Source organism: Xenorhabdus entomophaga (assembly GCF_037996725.1).
GTDB lineage: Bacteria > Pseudomonadota > Gammaproteobacteria > Enterobacterales > Enterobacteriaceae > Xenorhabdus > Xenorhabdus khoisanae.
This window is the reverse complement of the sequence record NZ_JBBMXH010000001.1, coordinates 83,500-105,851: the sequence shown is the minus strand read 5'-3', so window position 1 is coordinate 105,851 and position 22,352 is coordinate 83,500. Positions and strand designations below refer to the sequence as shown.

Here is a 22,352-nt window from a genome sequence, read left to right as displayed (position 1 = left end):
TAATGTTTGTTTTTTATATAAATTTATTAATTGCTTGTAATTACGCAATTTTATGATAAAAAATCACGTAATTACAAAGTATTATGAATTTTATATATATTAAATATTTTCGAGATTAAGTACGTCTTTCATGTTGTAAAGCCCGTAATTTTTATCTTTTATCCATATTGCTGCCTTAATCGCACCATTAGCGAAAGTCATGCGACTTGAAGCCTTGTGACTTATCTCTACACGCTCACCAATATCTGCAAAGATTGCAGTATGCTCCCCAACAATATCTCCTGCTCGTATGGTGGCAAACCCAATGCTCTTTGGATCCCGCTCTCCGGTATGACCTTCACGGGCATAAACTGCACAGGTTTTAAGATCCCGGCCTAACGTATTGGCGATAGATTCTCCCATTGCGAGTGCTGTTCCTGACGGGGCATCCACTTTATGGCGATGGTGAGCTTCAATAATTTCGATATCCGCATATTCCCCCATCACCGTGGCGGCTTTTTCCAGCAATTTCAGTACCAAATTGACACCGACACTAAAATTAGCAGCAAAAACAATCGGGATTTCACGGGAGGCTTCTGCAATGGCATGCTTACCGGCATCATCAAAGCCGGTTGTGCCAATGATCATTGACTTGCGATACTGCCGACAAATAGCGAGGTACGTTAATGTGCCTTCAGGACGGGTAAAATCGACCAGTACATCAAACTGCTCAATAACCTGATGCAGATCGTCACTAATTGCAATTCCATTCTTACCGATACCCGCTAATTCTCCGGCATCACTTCCCACTAAAGAGGAACCGGAACGTTCCAGTGCTGCACCAAGTGTAACACCATCCAGTTGTTGAACAGCCTGAATAAGGTTGCGTCCCATGCGACCACTTGCACCTACGATAGCCACGCGAATATCTGTATCAGCCATAAGACCCTCTCTGTAAATCGTTTTTAACTGCGGTGACAAAGAAAATTGTTTTACAGCTTAACTGGCAAGGACTGGCAGCGCCAGATTTATAGCCTGATCATAAGAAAAACAGGGATCATGTTGGAAATTATCAAATTTATCTATCTTCCTGACTCTGGCAATTCGTAATAATTGGCTGAATGACCTTTGGTCAGAAACGCTATGAATACACTAAGCTTTTGTGGTAAACAAGGAAGTAAAGGCAGATTATTAGTGCAATACAATGTGGTATTTCCATCGTAATTCACTTATTGTAGTAAATACTTATTCTTTTTTATTTGAATCTAAAATTTAATTAATCTCCTAACACTCTTTTATATTTTTCTACGATAAAAATAATAAAAACATCTTGATGAGATGATATAAAACAGTAAGTTACTCTGTTACATATCATGATCTGACAAAGTTAATTTATTTTTACACCAATACAAATCATAAGTTATTTTCATTAAATGAAGTTGGTTGTTTATCATGATATTGAGATAATGAAAATCTAATTAATTAAGCCATTGTATGGGGTAGCATAATGTTTAGATCAAAATCTTTTAATATTAATCGGCCTACAATATTGGGTTCCTTAATTCATGCCAAGTCTGTTTTAGGTATAAGTTCAGTGATGGATGCCAGAATGTCTATAAAAATCAATGAAGTTAGTGCAAGTGAAGCATTAAATGTAACCAATATAATAATGACAGAAACCATGGATTGTGAATGGAAATGTGATGATTCCGAACACTGGCTTGATAATCAACAAGAAAAATGGAATAAGAGATATGATTCTGCATTTTCTATTTTTGAACTTGCGCATAATAAAATCTCTCGTTTTATTAAGGAAAAAAAAGCATCAAAAATAAATTCATTATTTTTTGCTGCTTATTTTAAAGGCGTTCCTATCGGAATTTTATCACTTTCTTTTGCAAGTGAAGCTACTTTTGATATGCCTGAGGTCGATTATTTAGCAACTCATTGCGGTATTCGAGGTTGTGGGGTTTTATTGATTGAACAGGCAGTAAATAAATCACAACAATTGGGGAAGAACGGTAATCTAAAACTTAATCCATTATCTGAAGCTGTACCGGCATATATGGAGATGGGATTTGTTGAGACAGGATCTCACATGGAATTACATCCAATTGAGAGAAATGACAAATGGAAATATGATGGGACAACTAAAACTTATAGATATAGGTTCAAATAAATTTCAGACAGAGCACTTAAGAGTTCATTATGTATTCGGATTTTTGTGGGAGATCGGGTCGGGATTAATTTCTTCTCTTTCCCAACCCATCTTCCAATTCCAACCTGAAAAAGCCGAGATTGAATTTGCCTGATCCTGAAAGCGTTGAGCTTAAGTTAATTAACCTCTTTCACTTCAACGCGTAATTCTTTTGGTACTTCGAAAACAATGTTTTCTTCTCGCCCATGCAATTCATTAACTGTCTTTGCACCAAAAGTTTTCAGGCGTTCAATAACTTGCTGCACTAAAATATCCGGTGCGGATGCACCTGCTGTTACACCTACTGCGCTCGCGCCGTTAATCCATTCTTCTTTGATATCATCTGCGGAATCAATCAAATAAGCGGGCTTTCCGACACGTTGTGCCAGTTCAGCCAGCCGATTTGAATTTGATGAATTTTTAGAGCCAACGACTAAAACGATATCAGAACCTGACGCTAAATCACGGACAGCTTCCTGACGGTTAGTTGTGGCATAGCAGATATCATCTTTGCGTGGGCCGACAATATTGGGAAACCTTGCGTTAAGGGCATCAATCACTTCTGATGTGTCATCAACAGAAAGTGTTGTTTGTGTCATAAAGCAGAGGTTGTTTTCATCTTTAACTTGCAGTTTCCACACATCTCCCGGCGATTCTACAAGATACATGCCACCTTTAGGGTTATTGTATTGCCCCATTGTGCCTTCCACTTCAGGATGGCCGGCATGCCCGATCAAAATCGCTTCTTTACCTTTGCGACTCGCCCTTGCCACTTCCATATGGACTTTAGTGACCAGCGGGCAGGTTGCATCAAACAGCATGGTTAGATTACGGGAACGGGCTTCTGCACGAATGGCTTGAGAAACACCGTGTGCAGAGAAGATCAGAATAGCACCATCAGGAACTTCTGATATTTCCTCAATAAAAATAGCGCCACGATTTCTAAGGTTGTCAACCACATAGCGGTTATGTACCACTTCATGGCGGACATAAATAGGAGCACCGTATAATTCCAGTGCTCGCTCTACGATGCTGATGGCACGATCAACACCAGCACAGAAACCACGTGGGTTAGCCAGTAATATTTGCATGGGTTTCCTCCAACTGAGGGTCAATTTCCAACACTTCAATATCAAAAGTGATGTTTTGTTCAGCCAGTGGATGATTAAAATCAACAGTGATGGAACCTTCAGCAACTTCCTTGATAAGCCCGGGCATTTCACTGCCGTTTATGGCGGTAAATAACATGATGGTTCCTACTTCAGGGATACCCGCGTCGGAAAAATCACGGGGAGTGAAATATTGGACTAAATCAGGATTGTGTTTGCCGAAAATGGTTTCTCCCGTCAGCGTGAACTGATGTTTATCGCCAACCGTTAAACCAAGAAGTTGCTGTTCTAATGGGGATGAGAGGCTACCATCACCGAGACGGAATAATGCGGGCTTACCCTGACTATAAGTCGAGTCTGCCGTTGAGCCATCATCCAGCTTTAGAGTGAAGTGTAATAAAACCGCACTGTGCGCTTGCACCTGCATTGACATGTTACTCAAACCTTTTACTTAAAAATGATTGCAAGTATACCGCTATTGGATTGGGTATAGATGAAATTTATCAGCCCCAGTTTTGTTCACTGGGGCTGGTTTATTATCATTTTTTCAATGACTGTTTTTCAATGACTATGTTTTTAACGAGCTATGTTTTTGGTGCTGCTTTTTTGTCATTCGGACTGATAAAGCTCTCAATGATGATGAGAGCTGCACCGATGCAGATTGCAGTATCCGCAATGTTAAAGGTAGGCCAGTGCCATTCCCCGACGTAAAAATCGATGAAATCGACAACAAAGCCATGCACCAGCCGATCGAACAAATTTCCCAATGCCCCACCAATCACTAAAGCGTAGGCAATATTGCTCAGTTTTTGCTTAACACTGGAGCGATACATCATCACCAGCAAAACCGCCGTGATAGCAATGGCTATCAATGCAAAAAACCAACGCTGCCAGCCACCTTTGTCAGCCAGAAAGCTGAACGCCGCCCCCAAATTCTGGGCATAAGCCAGATTGAAATAAGGTATTAATGGCATGGATTCGTACAAAGTGAAGTTTTGCAACACTAAGTATTTGCTTCCCAAATCCAGTATCAATACCACGACAACCAGCCAAAGCCAACGGAGTCCCGTGGAACAAATGGGTTTATTCATTAGGCAAATTTACGCTCTTCACCGTTACCGGCAACGTTAGTCACACAGCGGCCGCAAAGTTCTGCATGTTCCGCCACCAAGCCCACATCTTGAGTATAGTGCCAGCAACGTGGACACTTTTCTCCATCCGCTTTGCGGAAGGTCACTTTAAGGCCGGCAAGCTCGCTTTGCTGCGCATCATCACCTGCTGCTGTATAGGCCGCAACTTCCGCCTGAGAAGTCAGCAGGACAAAACGTAGTTCGTCGGACAGCTTGTTGAGTTTTGCTGCCAGAGTTTCATCTGCATAGAGCGTGACAGCCGCTTCCAGTGAACTGCGGATATGTTTGTCAGTACGAGCCTGTTCCAGAACTTTGTTGACTTCACCACGTACAGCCAGCAGATCAGCCCAGAAAGTATCGTCCATATTTTCGCCGTTTGCCAGACCAAATAGCCCGTCGTACCACTCTTCAGTGAAGACATATTGAGCACGTTTGCCCGGCAGTTCATTCCAGATTTCATCAGCAGTGAACGATAGGATTGGGGCCATCCAGCGAACCAATGCTTCTGCGATATGGAATAATGCAGTCTGACAACTACGACGAGCAAGGCTGTCGCTTTTCGCGGTGTATTGACGATCTTTAATGATATCCAGATAGAACGAACCCATTTCCACGGAACAGAACTGCATTAAACGCTGAACGACGGAGTGGAAATCATATTCGTCATAATATTTGAGGATATCAGCCTGAGCCGCCTGAGCACGACCTACCGCCCAGCGATCCAGAGTCACCATATCTTCTGGTTTCACCCTATGTTGTTCTGGGTTGAAACCGTTCAGGTTTGCCAGCAGGAAGCGGGCCGTGTTACGGATACGGCGGTAAGCATCAGCAGAGCGTTTCAGGATCTCGTCAGAAACCGCGATTTCACCGGTATAATCGGTGGCAGCTACCCACAAACGCAGAATATCTGCGCCCAGTTTGTTCATTACGTCTTGTGGGCTGACAGTATTGCCGATGGATTTGGACATCTTACGTCCTTGCTCATCAACGGTGAAGCCGTGAGTCAGCACTTGACGGTAAGGTGCTTTGCCTTTGATTGCGGTAGACAGCATCAGTGAAGACATAAACCAGCCCCGGTGTTGGTCAGAGCCTTCCAGATAGATATCGGCTGAATTGCCGTTGAATTCCGGACGCGCATCAACAACGGAGGAGTGGGTACTTCCTGAGTCAAACCAAACATCCAGTGTATCTGGAGCCTTGGTGTAATCAGCCGCTTCACTGCCCAGCAATTCTGTTGCGTCCAGATCCCACCACGCCTGAATACCATCAACTTCAACACGCTTGGCAATTTCTTCGATCAACTCAACGGTACGAGGATGTGGCTCTTGTGTCTCTTTATGAACAAACAGAGACATTGGTACACCCCATGTACGCTGACGGGAGATACACCAGTCAGGGCGGTTTTCGACCATCGACTCAATACGTGCTTGCCCCCAGCCTGGGATCCACTGCACATCTTTGATCTCTTTCATTGACTGGGTACGCAGGCCGTTTTTATCCATGCTGATAAACCACTGTGGCGTTGCACGGAAGATGATCGGTTTTTTATGGCGCCAGCAGCAAGGGTAGCTGTGCTGAATTTTGGCCAGATTGAGCAGCGCGCCTTTTTCTTTCAACAGCTCAACGATGATATCGTTCGCTTTGAAAACAAACTGACCATCCAGTGAAGGGTAGGTGCCGGAGATATAGCAACCGTTCGGGCCAACAGGGTTCGCAATCTCAAGGCCGTATTTCAGGCTGATGGAGTAGTCATCAGGGCCGTGACCACCCGCAGTATGCACCGCACCGGTACCTGCTTCAAGCGTTACGTGATCACCCAGAATGGCTGGAACATCGAAGCCCATAAATGGATGGTTAAAACGCATCAATTCCAGATCTGCGCCAGTACAATCACCCATGACTTCCCATGACGTAATATTTGCACGCTGCATGATCTGTTCAACTAATTCAGCCGCCAGAATCAGGCACTCGTTATCAACTTTGACTAACTGGTAGGTAATTTCCGCACCCAATGAAATTGCACGGTTAGCAGGCAATGTCCACGGAGTGGTTGTCCAGATAACCAGAGAGACAGGCAGCCCCTGCGGTTGTACATCAAATTTAGCGTACACGGCACCTGCATCAATGGCAGCAAAGCGTACGTCAATGGAAGGGGAGGTTCTGTCGTAGTATTCCACTTCGGCTTCAGCAAGGGAGGAACCACAATCAGTACACCAGTGAACCGGTTTCACCCCTTTCAGCAAATGCCCATTTTTGATAATGCGGCCTAATGCACGGATGATGTCGGCTTCAGTTTTGAAGTCCATCGTCAAATAAGGTTTATCCCAGTCGCCCAGTACACCCAGACGTTTGAAGCCCGCTTTCTGTGTTTCGACCTGAGTCATCGCATATTTTCGGCACTCAGCACGGAACTCAGCAGCGGAAAATTTTTCCCCGGGCTTACCGATAATTTGCTCAACCTTGAGCTCAATTGGCAACCCGTGGCAATCCCAACCAGGAATATAAGGCGAATCGTAGCCTGATAATCCTTTGGACTTAATAACAATATCTTTGAGAATTTTATTAACTGAGTGACCAATATGAATATCGCCATTTGCATAAGGAGGGCCATCATGCAAAATAAACGATTTCTTGCCAGATTTTGCTTTTCTAATTGCCTGGTACAAACCTTCTTTGTACCAACGTTTTAACATATCTGGTTCGCGCTTGGCTAAATCCCCGCGCATCGGGAACCCTGTTTCCGGTAAGTTCAGGGTATCTTTATAGTCACTCATTATAGATTCTCAGTTCCAATTTTCCGCTAGATACATGACTCGGATCGCTGCAAGAGATAATCCCTCGCAGCAACCACATCATTTGCGATTTGCTGTTTTAGCGCATCAAGCGAAGCAAATCGCTGCTCATCACGCAATTTTTTGCGTAATACCACATCGATATGATGCCCATACAGATCCATTTGGGTATCAATCAAATGCACTTCCAGTTGCTGTCCCTGACCCGCAACTGTGGGGCGGTTGCCTATATTGGCAACGCCCGGTAAGGGGGTGTGGCCCAATCCATGGACTTCAACAGCATAAACGCCTTTAACAGGGGTAACCAAACGTTTCAATGGTATGTTGGCCGTGGGAAACCCGATGGTACGTCCCAATTGGTTACCATGAACGACTCTGCCACTTATGCTGTATGGATGACCCAGTAAGATTTCCGCCAGAGCCAGATCATCGTTTTGCAATGCCTGACGAATGGCTGTACTGCTGATCCGAAGACCGCTGTCACAAAAACTGTCGGTGCTGGCGACATCAAAATTGTATTCTTTACCTGCTCGCTGCAAATAGTGGAAATCTCCGAGGCGATTTTTGCCAAAACGGAAATCATCTCCTATTGCCAGAAACTTAACACCCAGTTTTTCAACGAGCAACTGTGAAACAAAAGCTTCAGGAGAGTTGGCTGCAAAGTGCCTGTCAAATTTCACACACAAGAGATAATCAACGCCATTCTGGGCCAGATATTTTACTTTATCTCTCAGCCGTGTCAGGCGGGCTGGTGCTCTATCTGCAACAAAAACTTCCAGAGGCTGCGGCTCGAAAATCATGACCATCGTCGGTAACCCGAGGCGCAGCCCTTCTTGCTTCAAGTGTTTTAATAAAGCCTGATGCCCGCGATGGACACCATCAAAATTACCAATCGTCAGCACGCAACCATGGTGACGCGCCCGGATATTGTGTATACCGCGAATTAGCTCCATAGCTGGCTCAATACCGTGGAAATTGCCGGATTATACCTTGTACAAAGCACAAGGTTAACCCACGATCACAAAGGGTTTTAATTAATAACCTGATTCATACAATAAAAATAGGCTAGATGCCCGAAAAATATTTAATTTATCGCATTTCTCTGTGATTCATTCAGTTTTTTATTGCGAAAGACTGTATTCCCTTTCAGTAAGCTGATAAAATCCCGCCCCATCACAACGTAACCAGCGTCGTTGTACAGCGACGCTTATTTGCACAAATCCATTGACAAAAGAAGGCTGAACAGGCATATTCCTCGGCCTTTGAATTGTCCTCGATAGAATATATTTGGGAGTTGGACCTTGGCTAATATCAAATCAGCTAAGAAACGCGCCGTACAGTCTGAGAAACGCCGTCAGCATAATGCAAGCCGTCGTTCTATGGTGCGTACTTTTATCAAGAAAGTATACGCGGCTATCGCTGCTGGCGATAAAGAAGCTGCACAGAAAGCATTTAATGAGATGCAACCAATTGTTGATCGTCACGCCTGTAAAGGTCTGATCCACAAAAACAAAGCAGCACGTCATAAATCTGCTCTGGCAGCACAAATCAAAGCAATGTAATTATTGTTTTGGTTATGCTGAAAAAACCGGCTTTAAGCCGGTTTTTTTTCAGATTTTTGGCGGGGTAGTGGTTTTTTATCCAGTACTCCGCCAAAGCCGCGTTGATGATAGTTAGCGCGTTGGCGCGATTTTCAACAGAGATTACCAGTGGTCTGATATCAGTGATAAAAATGACTAATGCTTTCTTTCTCCCGGCCAGTTATGATGACATCAATTAACTGTTCATAATGCCTGATCAGGCTATCAATAGATTCTTCAGAGTACAGTTCTGTATTATATTCAAGCCCACATATGATATTTTTTGGCTTGTTGAGAATATACATCCCAAGTGATTCGAAAGGCGTCGGATCAATCATTATTGGCTCTATGCCGAGGTTCTCGAATAATTCCTTTTCGTCATTAACTACATCCAGATAGTTATCCATATAGTTAAAGACAATGTTAAACATAGCATCCCTTGCTTTTTCACCGACAGAATCAATAACCATCGACATATGAACATCTAAGTTTTCCAGCGCATTGTAGGTAGCCCGGCTAATTTGTTGAATGATATCATGTAAGCTCATCTCCTTATTAAGGCTGGATTTGACGAGCACGGCATTCAAAAACAACCCTATTACTTGCTGGCTTTCGATACTGTCGCGTTCAAATTGTGGTGAAGAAGTCATTATCTGTGACACGCCTGTGTGCATAAAAATACAAGTATGGAACAGAGCCATAAATAGCATATATGGCGTAATTTTATTAACTTCACAATATGGTGAAACCACTTTATTTAATGAATTGGGTATATTGATATAGCGAACTTTAAAGTGACCTTTTGACGCTGCATGTGTACTGAAATCAGCCAGAGAATCAGACTGCATATTGAAATCAGCAAACTGGTTCTGCCAAAACTTAAGCTGTTTTTGACATTTTTCTGCTTTATGGCGTTCTTGCGAAGCATGAATGTACTCAGAATATTGCATGGCAACGGGGGGAAGTGTAGGGGCTTCTCCTTGTGAATAGGACGCATACAATTGTAAAAACTCTTTCATAAAGAGATTGATTGACCAACCATCAAAAATCATATGGTGAATATCAAACAATAATGCAGCATTTGTTTCCGAAACAGGAAAAAAGAATGCTCTGATTAATGGATCATGATAAATATCAAAAGGTATTTTCTGTTCCTCTTTCCAAAATGCTTTAATTTCACTGATTAATTGTTCTTTTTCCATTCCTTCTGGCTGTAATGCAACAATCTGAAAGTCAATTGTCATCTCATTGTCAGGCTGTACGAATATCTGCTCATTTTCTTGATAGAATTTTAAGTGCAAACCTTCATGCCGCCCTAAAAGAGTATTCAAACTTTTTTTCAAAGCATTGCTCTCAAATTTTCCATTTATCACTAAAGCAATTGGTACATGGAAGCATCGTTCTATTATCCCTTTTTGTGTCAACGGCAAAAATGCTTTTTGACAATTATAGAGCGGCATTTTCCCATCAAAAGCAGTTTGTAATGAGTTTAGTGCCGATATTTCAGCTTCTTTAGTGCTCTTAATTATATCTGCAATTTGAGTGATGGTCGGGCTGGCGAATAATTGATGCATACTGAAATTACAGTTCAAACTATTTTTAATGGATGCCGTAACCTTGGCAGCTAAGAGTGAATGCCCTCCCAGTGCGAAGAAATTATCATGAATACCCACTCGATTAATTTTCAACTGTTCTTGCCATAACTGACAAAGTTTTTCCTCAATTTCATCTCTTGGTGCAACGTAATTTTTCTGATGTAAGTCACTTTCTTCCGGAACAGGCAGAGCTTTTTTATCCACTTTATCATTCAATGTGAGCGGCATTCGCTCCAGCGGAATATAAAGGCTGGGCAGCATATATTGCGGCAATTGCTTTCTCAGCGCGGATTCAAGGAGTTCTGAAAGTTCACCGCCAATAGTCGAGATTTGCGGGTAATTGGCTAAGTAGGTTTGTTTATAGTCATAGCGGGCCTGCACGGGCGGCAATTCACCCCGGCTGAAAATCACATCCAGCAAATCAGGCTGCTGTTGTGACCAAGTCACGCCGCACTGGTAGCCACATTGTTCAGCGTATTGAAGCAGTGATTCAAATGATTGAACCTGTTCCATCGCTTCTGAAGAGAAACTGCCGGAATATTCTGATGGGGATATGACCTGATTTGCCGGCCAGTGGCGTAACCCTTCCGCCAATGCAAGATCATCTTTGACTCTGCTGTTTGGAATGCCTGAAACCCCAAACGTGTCATCTGCTCCTGTCTGTAATAGATTTTGCAGATTATCAAAGGCGTCAAAATCATACCAGTTTAAGGGCAAATCCCGACAGAACTCTGCCTTTTCGTCTCGTTTATGCAGAATGACATCGTAACGATAACGCAGCATTTCATTGTCACCGATACCTCGTTTGATCAGGATATCAACCTGACTGATTTCCGCATAACGGGATGGCAACTGAGCAAAATAGGTCGGGCTGAGCAAAAACTCCGGCTCTTGTTGCAGACGGCGTTGAATACGATTTGCCAATATCCCGGCTTCAATACGTTGCCCGTTCAGTCGGCTTTGTTCGATGGCCGTCACATGCGCCGTTAACAAATCTAAGTTGCGGATATCGCCCAGTAAGATTTTTCCTCCTGCTTCGACGGCGGGGATGAGCTGTGCAATCACTTTGTCCATATATTGAATATTAGGGAAGTATTGGACGACGGAGTTGATCACAACGGAATCGAATTCACCGCCTGTCAATCCGCTTAAATTGAGCGCATCTCCTCTTCTTAACTGGACATGTGACCAACCGCGCTGTTGCAGTATCTGCTGATGCCGGTTTAGTACTTCAGCCGAAATATCGGTTGCCAGCACATATTCACATTGCCCGGCATAGTGATACAGCAATAATCCCGAACCACAGCCAATCTCCAATAAACGGCGGGGATGCAACGCGTTAATCCGGTGCATAATACCGGCCTGCCACTCTTTCATCTGGTCAAGGGCGATCGGCTGTTCGGTATAACTGCTCATCCAGCCACCGAAATCACTGCCTGCTTCGCGGTTATTGATGACAACATCAGGTTCATCATGTCCGGCTGTTTCCTGACGGTATTGCCCATCAAAGATTTCTGTCCAGTTATCCAGATAGTCCTCATTATATACCGCCGATTTTTCAGCCAACCAAGCTGCGGTTGGCGTGACATAGGCAATGAGTCTTTTATCCTCATTGTTTTGACTATAGGCGATCACGGCGGCACTGCTTAAGGCGTCATGCCTGCTCAAGGCAGTTTCTATTTCACCTAACTCGATACGGTGACTGCGAATTTTGATTTGAGAATCTATACGACCAATAAACTCCAATTGACCATCCAGTGTCCAACGGACTAAATCGCCTGTCCGATAAAGTCTGTCTTCTGAATCACCGAGTGGATCGCGGATAAATTGCTTTTCTGTGATTTCTGGTGAATTCCTGTAACCACGTGCTAACTGAACGCCACCGATATGCAGCTCTCCGACAGCACCAATCGGGACTAGGTCTCCTTTTGGATCAAGAATACGTATCACGACGTTAGGCAATGGCTTACCAATCGTAATCTTGTCATCAGTTAATAAACCGGCTGTGACAATGGAGGTGCATTCTGTAGGGCCGTACACGTTAAACAATTTTCTGCCTTGCTGCCAATGAACCGCTATTGTCGGGGGGACAGCTTCGCCTGCCAGCAATAAGGCTGAGACTGAACGCCACTGTTCGAAGTTCAAATGAGGCAGTAATGCTGGTGGCAATACCGCATGGGTAATCTGATATTTTTCGACAAAATCATCCAGTAGTTCCGGGATCCGCCGCTGGGTTTCGGAAATCAAATACAATGTTGCACCATAGGCCAATGACATCGACATCTCTAAGATCATGGCATCAAAGCTCCAGGAGGCAAACTGCAATATCCGGCTGTTTGCGTCAGCACCAAATAAGGCCGCTTGTGAGAGTGCCAGATTGACCCAACCTTTATGCTCCAACATTGCCCCTTTTGGTTTGCCTGTAGAGCCAGAGGTATAAATCACATAGGCCAGATGATTTTCCATCAAGGGAAGCGGACGTTCAGTGATATTCTCTGTGGACAGATTTTGTAGATGTGACTGCAATTCCTCTGTATCCAGACAAAACACCTTTTGCTGGCTGATAGGCAACTTTTCCACCAGATGGGTTTCGGTCAGGATAAATTGCGCTCCGCTGTGCTCTAACATATATCGCAGACGTTCTTCCGGGTAGTCGGGATCGAGTGGCACATACGCTCCGCCCGCTTTCAAAATACCCAGCAATGCCACAACCGCCCGTAATGATCTCGGAATGCAGAGTGCCACTGGTGTATCGAGCTTAATCCTCTGCTCAATCAGATAGTGTGCCAGTTGGTTCGCCTGCTCATTTAATGTCCGGTAAGTTAAGGCGTTATCATTAAAATTCAGTGCCGTTTTTTCAGGATGCTGAACGACCTGCTCTTCAAATAACTCATGAAAACAACGCCCTCGTTGGCTATCATCCTGCGGCCCATTCCACTCGTGCATTAAGGTGTGTATTTCAGAGGCAGACAAGAGCGGGATATCATGAACAGAGGGTTCTACAGTGCCGGCAGGACGTTTCAGTATATTGATAATGTTGGCAAGCAGTGTTTCATAATTGGTGAGTAACCGGCTAATCGTCTCGTATTTAAATAAGTGAGTGTCCGCGATCCATACAATGGATAACCCGCCTTCATGTTCATCTTCATAAACATGGACTTCCAAATCAAACCGAGGGGTCAGAAGCGAACCCTCTTTGGTGGTAATAACGGAGGTAATAACGTTAGAGTGTTCCAACTCTGTATTTTGTTGGTTATTTTGACCGGCAAAGACTATCTGGAAGATAGGGTTATGATTTAACGCCCGCTCCGGACTGATTTTTTCTACCAATGCCTCAAAGGGCAGATCCTGATGGATATAGGCATCCAGAATGGTGCGACTGTTCTGTTTTAACAGTTCGCTAAAAGTCGGTTGGCCGGATAAATCTGTTCTGATAACCAGCATATTGACAAAGAGTCCAATGAGCGGCTCAACGTCGCGGTGCATTCTTCCTGCCAGTGCGGTGCCAACCAAAATGTCTTTTTCATTACTGTAACGGCTGAGCAATACTGAAAACGCCGTTTCCAGAAACATAAACAAGGTTACTCCATGTCTGGCACATAATGCTCTGATTTCTTGTGTCAGATGCTTTGAAATATGCTGTAAATGGGCATACCCTTCAATATTCTGTTTTTCCGGGCGTGGGTTATCTAATGGAAAACGGTGAACCGGAGAAATACCGGCTAATTGGTTCTGCCAGTAATTGAGTTGTTTTTCCAGAATATTCCCTTGCAGCCACTCCTGTTGCCACCGGGCGTAATCGCTATATTGGATTTTTAATGGTGGCAGCGGATTTTCCTCATTCTGACAATAAGCCCGGTATAGCGTAAGAAGCTCTCTGAAAAATATCTCCATCGACCAGCCGTCACAGGCAATATGGTGAATGGTATAGAGGATGACATAATCCTCTTCGGCCATTTTTATCAATCGGATACGCAACATCAGATCTGTTCTGAGGTTAAAAACTTGTTGTATTTCTTCTTTGCAAAGTTGTTTTACCTGATATTCTTTCTCGCTCTCTGAGAGTTCAGACAGATCATATTGTGTAATCGGCAAGTCGTAGGAAGTAGCGATAACCTGCCGTGGCTCGTTATCAATCATTTTAAAATGGGTGCGTAAAGATTCATGGCGTTCAAGCAGGGTTTTTACTGCCGCCTCAAACGCCTTGATATTCAACACTTCTTTTATTCTGAAATCCGCCGAAGTATTGTACTGCGGGCTGCCTTCAGCCAGTTGGTCAATCAGCCATAAACGTTGTTGGGCGTAGGAGAGTGGATAGTGTTCTGCATGACTATAACGCGGAATATCCGGCAACTGTTGTGTGTCGGTTTCTTCTGCATCAAGCTGATTCAGAAAATCGATCAGCTCTTGTTTATGGTGTTTCCATTCACTGAGCAGCTCAGGGGGAATACTGTCGCGTTGAGTTCTGTATCTCAATTTATTACCAGAAACAAATAGAGTAATTCCTTGATTTAAAGCTTCATTAATAATTTGTGCTGCATTTCTCATATATCACCTTCCAATAGTTCCAGCGTTGTGTTTTGCTCAGTCGGGAAATTCTTTCTTTTTTCTTTGATGAGATGAACTGTGATGACTTGTGACAACTGCTCAAGCGTCGGATGTTCGAAAATGCTTATTAACGGTACTTCTATCTTCAACTCATTGCGTATTGAACTGATAAGGCGTGTGGCTTGTAATGAATGTCCGCCCAGCGTGAAGAAGTTGTCATCAATACCAACTTGACTGACATTCAATAATTTCTGCCATAACTGGCTGATTTTTTGCTCTATTTCATCTCTTGGCGCGACATATGTTTTGCGATGAAAATCCTCTTCATTGGGTGTGAGAAGCGCTTTTTTATCCACTTTGTTGTTAGGTGTGAGTGGCATTCGCTCCAGCAGGAGATAGAGGTTGGGCACCATATATTCCGGCAATTGCGTTTTCAGGAAAGATTTGAGTAATTCTGACAGTTCGCCGCCGACGGTGGAGATTTGCGGATAGTTAGTCAGTTGAGATTGATTATAGTTATGACGGGCCTGCACAGGCGGCATTTCATCACGGCTAAAAATCACATCCAGCATGTCCGATTGTTTTTGTGACCATGTTACGCCACACTGATAACCGCACTGCTGCGCATATTGAAGCAGAGATTCGAATTCCTGAACCTGTTTTGCTGCCTGTGGGGAGAAGCTGCCAGCATACTCTGTTGGCGATATCATCTGAGTTGCCGGCCAATGGCGTAGCTCCTCCGCAAAAGTCAGATCATCTTTCACGCGGGCATTGGGTATACCAGAAACACCAAAAGTGTCGTTCACACCCGAATGCAACAAATTACGCAGGTTTTCAAAGGAAGAAAAATCGCACCAAATTAAGGGTAAGTTGCGGCTGGATTGCGTATTTTCACCCCGTTTATATAAGATGACATCATAACGGTAACGCAGCATTTCGTTATCGCCCACACCACGTTTTACCAGAATATCGACCCTGTCTATCTCTGGGTAATGTTCAGGCAATTGAGCAAAATAGGCCGGGCTGAGTAAAAGCTCTGATTCTTGTTGCAAACGGCGCTGAATGCGGTTTGCCAATGCTCCCGCCTGAATGCTCTGCCCATCCAACAGTTGGCTTTGTTCTATGGCGGTCGCATGGGCGGTTAACAGATCTAAGTTGCGGATATCTCCCAGCAGGATTTTTCCACCTTCAGAGATAGCCGGCATTAACTGTTCAAGCACTTTTTCCAGATATTGACGATTGGGGAAACAGTGAACAACGGCGTTAATGATGACAGTATCGAACTCATCGGTGCCCAAAGCGCCTAAGTTAAGCGCATCCCCTTTTCTTAACCGGACATGCTGCCAGCCGCGTTGTTGCAGGGTTTGCTGATGCCGGTTCAATATTTCAGCCGAAATATCGCTGGCCAGTACATACTCACACTGTTCAGCATAGCGATACAAATGTAAGCCCGTACCACAGCCAATTTCCAATAACCGGCGCGGCTGTAGTGCGTTAATTCGGTGCATGGTGCCAGCCAGCCACTCTTCCATCTGCTCACGGGCAATCGGTAGTTTGGTATAACTGCTCACCCAGCCAGTGAAATCACTGTCGTATGGTGCTGGGTCGTCAGCGATGCTTTGGCGGTATTGTTCATCAAAGATTTCTGTCCAGCTTTCAATGTTGGCTGTATTAAATTCTGCCGCTCTTTCCCCCATCCACTGTTCATTCGGACAAACGTAAGCAATCAGTCTCTTATCTTCATTGTCTTCACCGTATGCGATCACGGCAGCACTACTTAAAGCATCATGGCGGTTCAGGGTATCTTCAATTTCACCCAATTCAACTCGATAACCACGAATTTTGACCAATGAATCGGTACGACCGATGTACTCCAATTGACCATCTGATGTCCAGCGGGCTAAATCCCCCGTCCGGTAGAGCCTGTTTGTGGCATTGTCATCCGCATAGGGATCGCGAATAAACTGCTTTTCTGTGATTTCCTGTGCATTCCGGTAACCTCGTGATAGCTGACTCCCCCCGATATGCAGTTCCCCAATGACCCCTATAGGAACCAGTTTTCGGTCCGGATCAAAAATACGGGCCACGATGTTAGGTAAGGGTTTGCCAATCGTAACCCGATCACCATTTAATAATCCTGCGGTTACCATGGAAGAGGTTTCTGTAGCGCCATACGCGTTAAAGAGTTTTCTGCCCGGTTTCCAGCGAGTTGCTATTTGTGGTGGTAGCGCCTCTCCCGCCAACAGTAAGGCTGAGACAGAATGCCATTTATCGAAGTTCAGATGAGGTAATAGGGCTTGCGGCAACATGGTATGAGTGATTTGGTATTGTTCAACCACATCATCCAGCAGGTCAGGAGTATGTTGCTGTTTTTCTGAAATCAAACACAGCGTTGCGCCACAAGGAAAAGACATCGCCATTTCTATGGTCATGGCAACAAAGCTCAAGGAGGCAAACTGTAATACCCGGCTGTTTATATCAAGCCCGAATAGCGCCGCCTGCGATAACGCCAAATTAACCCAGCCTCGATGTTTCACCATCACACCTTTTGGTTTGCCCGTCGAACCGGAGGTATAAATTACATAAGCCAGATGCTCTTCTGTCAGAGGAATCGGGCGGTCAGTGATATTCTTTGTTGGCCGTGTTTGCAGGTGTGACCGTAGGGTCTGCGTATCCAGATAAATCACTTTTTGCTGACTGACAGGCAATTTTTCGACCAGATGGGTTTCAGTCAGGATCAGCTCAACTTCGCTGTGTTCCAGCATATACTGAAGACGAGCCTGCGGGTAAGTGGGATCTAATGGTACATACGCCCCGCCTGCTTTAAGAATACCTAACAGCGCGACTATTGCTTGTAATGATCTCGGTATAAAAAGTGCAACCAGCGTATCAGGCTCAACCCCCTGTTCAATCAGATAGTGTGCCAGTTGGTTGCTTTGTTCATTGAGTTCCCGATAACTCAGTGAATCGTCCCCAAAAAGCAGTGCTGTTTTCTCAGGTGTCAACACGGCCTGCTCTTCAAACAATTCGTGAAAACAACGCGCGGGTCGATAATTTTTCTGAGGGCCATTCCACTCATGCAATAACGTATGCTTTTCAGTATCAGATAAAAGCGGGATGTGATGAACAGAAGGCTCCGACCCTCCGCTAATATGTTGTGTTAACGCATCAACGATATTGGCAAGCAGGGTTTCGTAATTGGCAGTTAATCTCTCAATCGTAACGCTTTCAAAGAGGTGAGTGTCATAACTCCATAAAAGAGATAATTCACCTGTATCTTCTTCATAAATCCGAATGTCTAAATCCAGCCGATTTTTTAAAGACAGATATTCTTTGCTATCAATGTGATTATCTTGCTTCAAAGCCGTATCTTGTTGGTGGCTCTTTTCCGGAGTAGAAGTTTCCAGAGTAAAAGCGATTTGAAAGATAGGGTTATAATTTAAATTTCGATTCGGATTTATTTCTTCCACCAACATCTCAAAAGGAAGATCCTGATGTGCATAGGCATCCAAAATAGTGTGGCTATTTTTCTTTAACAATTCACTGAAAGTGGGTTGACCGGATAAATTTGTTCTGATAACCAGTAAGTTTGCGAAAGAACCAATTAAGGAATCAATATCATAATGCTTTCTTTCTGTAAGTAGTGTTCCAACCAGAATATCTTTTTCATTATTGTAACGGCTCAGCAGCACAGCAAAAGCGGTTTCCAGAAACGTAAATAATGTTACTTCATGTCTGGCACACAATACGCTTATTTCTTGTATAAGATTCTTTGGGATGCGTTGCTGACGTGTACACTTTTCGAAGCTTTGTTTTTCTGGGCGTGGGTTATCCAAAGGAAAATGGTGTAATAGAGAAACACCTGATAATTGTTTCTGCCAATAATCCCGCTTCTTTTCCAAAATTATATATTGTGTTTCTTCTTTTTGATAAGGTTGATTGAGAAGGTCGATTAATTTTTTTTTGTTATTTATCCATTCCTTGAATAATTCTGATGGAATGCTGTCACGGTTGGTTTCGTATTTTAATTGTCCATTATCAATAAATAATTTAATGCCTTGATCACCCGCTTCCTTGATCATTTGTGCTGCATTTTTCATATATCACCTTTAAATAATTTTTATTATACCTTATTAGAGATGTTTTATTGTTAAGGGTCATATACCCTATAGTTTTCAAGTTGCATCGCAGAGAATAGTTGACATATTTTCTAATGTACTGGCATCGGCATAAAAATTATTCACTCCTCGGTCATTAATAACTCTTAATCTTTTATCCTGTCTTTTCTGCCAGTGGTTAACGATACAAAAGGCAGAAAGAATGATAGCTATCATTTTTCTCTCTGTTATACCCAATTTAATTTTATCTAATATCGCTAAACTGGATGAGAAAATAGTTTTTGGATTAAACTGAATCTTCGACAATTTGACCATTTGTACTAACCGATATGCTTTTCAATTTATTCTCCTAATTTATTATAAACACTAAGGCTAATGTATGAGATTTTTTTGCTTTTTTTCTTTATGTGTGAATTGAATAATAAAAGTTCATTATATAAACACACCAAAGAAGCTCATTCACCTTTATGGATTAGGAAAAACTATGTGGCTTATTTAATGAGTGCTCATGCGTTAATCCTACTATAAATAAATCTGGCAGAGGGTAAGGAATAATAACGAATAATAATAAAGATAGCCTATATCATTATTCGAATAACAACAAATATTATTGATTAAACATTGTGTGATCTAAATCCTGTCCCAATTCAGCAGTAAAAATAAAGAGTGAGGTATTAAATATCGGAATTAAAAACTAAAAAATATTTTATTACCTCCTTCTGTGAAGGTAATACCGCTCGCTTAAGTTCGTGCGGTATTATTCTATGAAGGGGCTTTTTACTTCTATTTTTTACTTACAAAAGTTGTTCAGGACGACTTTTAGAGGGGGAATGGAGAAGAGGTGCATTAAACAGCGCGGAAAAATCTTTGTTACATACGCGCTGAACGGCGGGATGCTGGATCATCCGCTCTGCAAAGATAACGTAATACTCTTCCTGCACTGAATCCAATCTGCCTACCTCAATAATGTCGCTGTCAGCGAAAGTATCATTGGCATAGAAAGAGGGGGCGATGAAAATGGCATTATGGTACATGCCAAATGCCTTCATCAATGCGGCATCGTCGAATTCTCCCAATACTTCAACTTGCAGGTTTTTATTGCGTATCCATGTCAGCAGTTTCCTGCCCAGCATTGAACGGCGTCCGGGGATCAACAAACGGCGTTCTTCCAGACATTCAGGGAATGGTTTTTCCGGGATTGGCGCACGGCAGTAAAAACTAATGCTGCATTCGCCCAACTTGACAGAAAACAAGCCTTCCTGCTGGGTGGAGTCAACCGGGCAATCTGATAAGATCATATCCAGCTTATGCTGGCTGAGTTGCTCAAGTAACATTTCATGCGTTGATTCAAAACAACGCAAGTGGATTTTCTCATGCTCTACCACGGTGGTTTCCAACACTTTGCTGACTAAGCGCTTGGATAGAGCATCAGCGACACCAACATCAAACAACAGGTTTGATTCCCTGCTGTAAGTGACGATATCCAGCATTTCCTGACTGAGTGTAAACATTTTATCTGCGTAGCGGAAAATCAACTGCCCCAGTTCAGAGGGCACCAGACCTCTTCCTTGACGTTTAAATAACTTCCCCCCCAGGCGTTCTTCCAACGCCTTGATTTGCCCGGTAATGGTCTGTGGTGTTAGGTACAGCGCTTCTGCTGCACCTACAACAGAGCCTTCCCTACAAACATGCCAAAAGTAATAAAGATGGTTAAAGTTTAAATGTGAAACCCGCATATATTTATCCTTGTATTGCCTCACATCTGTACAACAGCCGTGACCAACATTTCAGGCCGCCAGATTATGGCGTTCTCCTATTTTTTGATATGAAATATTCGCGGTACAACATGTTCAATTGCTATACCTCGAATATTAAGAGGATGAATTACTTCGGAAATTACTTCTGATTTTGTGTTTAAATTAGTCTATTCATTTGCTTTTGGCTACGTTTTTTTTCTTCGGTAATAGTATGTTTAATAATCCATAACCGACGAGGGCGGCGGTTGTAGAGCCAATCAAAATACCCAGACGTGAGTAGGTACTGAAAGTGTCATTTAGACCTTCAAACGCCAGACCGGAAATAAAAATAGACATGGTAAATCCGATTCCGCATAAGACAGAAACCGCGAAAATTTGTTTCATGCCAATTTTTTCCGGTAATTTAGCTATTCCCAGTCTTACTGAAATCCAGCTAAACAGGAAAATCCCCAATGGCTTGCCGATGAACAGGCCTAGCGCAACGCCCACGGGCAGCATGCTTATCAGGCCATCCAAAGTGACACCCTGCAATGAAACACCCGCATTGGCAAAAGCAAACAGTGGCAGAATTAAATAAGCGACCCAAGGATGTAGTTCATGCTCGAGTGTTTCGGAAGGGGAATCACCTTTTTTATCGCGCAGAGGGATCAGGAACCCAACGATAACCCCGGCCAGCGTGGCATGAATGCCGGATTTTAAGATACAAATCCATAAAACAACACCGACAGCCAGATAAGCGGATGTTTTGGCTACCCCTTTTTGGTTCATCCAAGCCAGAAGCGCAATCATTGCGGCAGCCAGACCTAATGCTCCTAAAGAAACGGTTTTGGTGTAGAATAGGGCGATGATAATGATGACACCTAAATCATCAATAATTGCTAACGCAAGCAAAAATACTTTTAACGCGGTAGGAACGCGTCTTCCCAATAACGCCATAATGCCAAGCGCAAAGGCGATATCTGTCGCTGCGGGGATCGCCCAACCTTGCCGAGCGATGTCATCACTACCATTAAACAGTAAATAGACCAGAGCGGGAGCCAGCATACCTCCAAGGGCAGCAATGGCCGGAAAAATTGCTTTATCACGACCCGCAAGCGAACCTTCCATGAGTTCACGTTTTACTTCCAGCCCGACAATGAGGAAAAATACCGCCATTAATCCATCATTTATCCATAGTAATAATGGTTTATTAATTTCCAGTGCCGCGAACTGCACTGCGACAGGAAGGTTGAGAAATTGATGATAAATACCCTGCAATGGCGTATTCGCCATAGCCAGCGCAATGATGGCCGCTATGATGAGGAGAATTCCTCCTGCTGCCTCTAATTTCAAGAATTGGCGAATGATTGCAGTCATGAATAGATAACCTATAGAGATGGATCAAAACGGTAATGTTATGTCAGTCATGATATCGGAAAAAGCAGATTATTTGTGCTAAATGAATCGGTAAATACGAATCATAACTTTATGAAAGTAACATATTTTTCAATATTGATAAATTGCATTAGATAGTAGATGATGTTTTTATCACCTATTGTGTTAATAAT

13 protein-coding genes are annotated in these 22,352 nt (G+C 43.4%); 2 read left to right on the top strand and 11 right to left on the bottom strand.

The annotated features are described in order from the left end of the window. Positions 1-99 precede the first annotated feature (99 nt). Positions 100-921: a 4-hydroxy-tetrahydrodipicolinate reductase gene (dapB, locus tag AAC854_RS00395; protein ID WP_340615391.1), complete on the bottom strand. Its 822-nt coding sequence runs from the start codon at positions 919-921 to the stop codon at positions 100-102. Between the two features lie 565 nt (positions 922-1,486). Between dapB and AAC854_RS00390 the strand changes: the two genes are divergently transcribed. Further along, positions 1,487-2,158, top strand: coding sequence for a GNAT family N-acetyltransferase (locus tag AAC854_RS00390; protein WP_340615390.1), 672 nt, complete (start codon positions 1,487-1,489; stop codon positions 2,156-2,158). 155 nt (positions 2,159-2,313) lie between these two features. Here the strand turns inward: AAC854_RS00390 and ispH are convergent, their stop codons facing one another. From ispH to ribF, 5 genes are all read right to left on the bottom strand, one after another. Further along, complete coding sequence (gene ispH / locus AAC854_RS00385) at positions 2,314-3,267, bottom strand: 4-hydroxy-3-methylbut-2-enyl diphosphate reductase (protein ID WP_340615389.1); 954 nt, start codon at positions 3,265-3,267, stop codon at positions 2,314-2,316. Further along, positions 3,248-3,718: an FKBP-type peptidyl-prolyl cis-trans isomerase gene (gene fkpB / locus AAC854_RS00380; RefSeq protein WP_340615388.1), complete on the bottom strand. Its 471-nt coding sequence runs from the start codon at positions 3,716-3,718 to the stop codon at positions 3,248-3,250. Before fkpB ends, ispH begins: the two co-directional genes overlap by 20 nt. A gap of 151 nt (positions 3,719-3,869) precedes the next feature. After that, entirely contained in the window at positions 3,870-4,376 is a 507-nt protein-coding gene (gene lspA, locus AAC854_RS00375) for a signal peptidase II (RefSeq protein WP_340615387.1), read from the bottom strand. After that, positions 4,376-7,189 carry an isoleucine--tRNA ligase gene (gene ileS, locus AAC854_RS00370; RefSeq protein ID WP_340615386.1) on the bottom strand — a complete coding sequence of 938 codons (2,814 nt, stop codon included), beginning with the start codon at positions 7,187-7,189 and terminating at the stop codon, positions 4,376-4,378. Before ileS ends, lspA begins: the two co-directional genes overlap by 1 nt. 26 nt (positions 7,190-7,215) lie before the next feature. Next, the gene (ribF, locus tag AAC854_RS00365; RefSeq protein ID WP_340615385.1) at positions 7,216-8,160 is read right to left on the bottom strand and encodes a bifunctional riboflavin kinase/FAD synthetase; all 945 of its coding nucleotides are present in this window, start codon (positions 8,158-8,160) and stop codon (positions 7,216-7,218) included. 348 nt (positions 8,161-8,508) lie between these two features. On the opposite strand from ribF, the gene rpsT reads away from it, so the two are divergent. Then, positions 8,509-8,769, top strand: a complete 261-nt coding sequence (rpsT, locus tag AAC854_RS00360; protein ID WP_340615384.1) for a 30S ribosomal protein S20 — start codon at positions 8,509-8,511, stop codon at positions 8,767-8,769. Positions 8,770-8,927: 158 nt separating this feature from the next. Here the strand turns inward: rpsT and AAC854_RS00355 are convergent, their stop codons facing one another. The 5 genes from AAC854_RS00355 to nhaA all read right to left on the bottom strand — a co-directional run bounded on the left by AAC854_RS00355 (position 8,928) and on the right by nhaA (position 22,161). After that, complete coding sequence (locus AAC854_RS00355) at positions 8,928-14,930, bottom strand: non-ribosomal peptide synthetase (protein ID WP_340615383.1); 6,003 nt, start codon at positions 14,928-14,930, stop codon at positions 8,928-8,930. Then, entirely contained in the window at positions 14,927-19,030 is a 4,104-nt protein-coding gene (locus tag AAC854_RS00350; protein WP_340615382.1) for an amino acid adenylation domain-containing protein, read from the bottom strand. The genes AAC854_RS00355 and AAC854_RS00350 overlap by 4 nt, the downstream gene beginning before the upstream one ends. Positions 19,031-19,105: 75 nt before the next feature. After that, positions 19,106-19,363 carry a hypothetical protein gene (locus AAC854_RS00345; RefSeq protein WP_340615381.1) on the bottom strand — a complete coding sequence of 86 codons (258 nt, stop codon included), beginning with the start codon at positions 19,361-19,363 and terminating at the stop codon, positions 19,106-19,108. Between the two features lie 479 nt (positions 19,364-19,842). Further along, positions 19,843-20,784, bottom strand: a complete 942-nt coding sequence (gene nhaR / locus AAC854_RS00340) for a transcriptional activator NhaR (protein ID WP_340615380.1) — start codon at positions 20,782-20,784, stop codon at positions 19,843-19,845. 192 nt (positions 20,785-20,976) lie between these two features. Then, a complete protein-coding gene (gene nhaA / locus AAC854_RS00335; RefSeq protein WP_340615379.1) occupies positions 20,977-22,161 on the bottom strand; it encodes a Na+/H+ antiporter NhaA in 1,185 nt (394 codons plus the stop codon). Positions 22,162-22,352 lie beyond the last annotated feature (191 nt).

Coding starts and splice junctions, on each gene's coding strand:
- dapB (WP_340615391.1), bottom strand. CDS start 921: ATGGCTGATACAGATATTCGCGTGGCTATCGTAGGTGCAAGTGGTCGC.
- AAC854_RS00390 (WP_340615390.1), top strand. CDS start 1,487: ATGTTTAGATCAAAATCTTTTAATATTAATCGGCCTACAATATTGGGT.
- ispH (WP_340615389.1), bottom strand. CDS start 3,267: ATGCAAATATTACTGGCTAACCCACGTGGTTTCTGTGCTGGTGTTGAT.
- fkpB (WP_340615388.1), bottom strand. CDS start 3,718: ATGTCAATGCAGGTGCAAGCGCACAGTGCGGTTTTATTACACTTCACT.
- lspA (WP_340615387.1), bottom strand. CDS start 4,376: ATGAATAAACCCATTTGTTCCACGGGACTCCGTTGGCTTTGGCTGGTT.
- ileS (WP_340615386.1), bottom strand. CDS start 7,189: ATGAGTGACTATAAAGATACCCTGAACTTACCGGAAACAGGGTTCCCG.
- ribF (WP_340615385.1), bottom strand. CDS start 8,160: ATGGAGCTAATTCGCGGTATACACAATATCCGGGCGCGTCACCATGGT.
- AAC854_RS00355 (WP_340615383.1), bottom strand. CDS start 14,930: ATGAGAAATGCAGCACAAATTATTAATGAAGCTTTAAATCAAGGAATT.
- AAC854_RS00350 (WP_340615382.1), bottom strand. CDS start 19,030: ATGAAAAATGCAGCACAAATGATCAAGGAAGCGGGTGATCAAGGCATT.
- AAC854_RS00345 (WP_340615381.1), bottom strand. CDS start 19,363: ATGGTCAAATTGTCGAAGATTCAGTTTAATCCAAAAACTATTTTCTCA.
- nhaR (WP_340615380.1), bottom strand. CDS start 20,784: ATGCGGGTTTCACATTTAAACTTTAACCATCTTTATTACTTTTGGCAT.
- nhaA (WP_340615379.1), bottom strand. CDS start 22,161: ATGACTGCAATCATTCGCCAATTCTTGAAATTAGAGGCAGCAGGAGGA.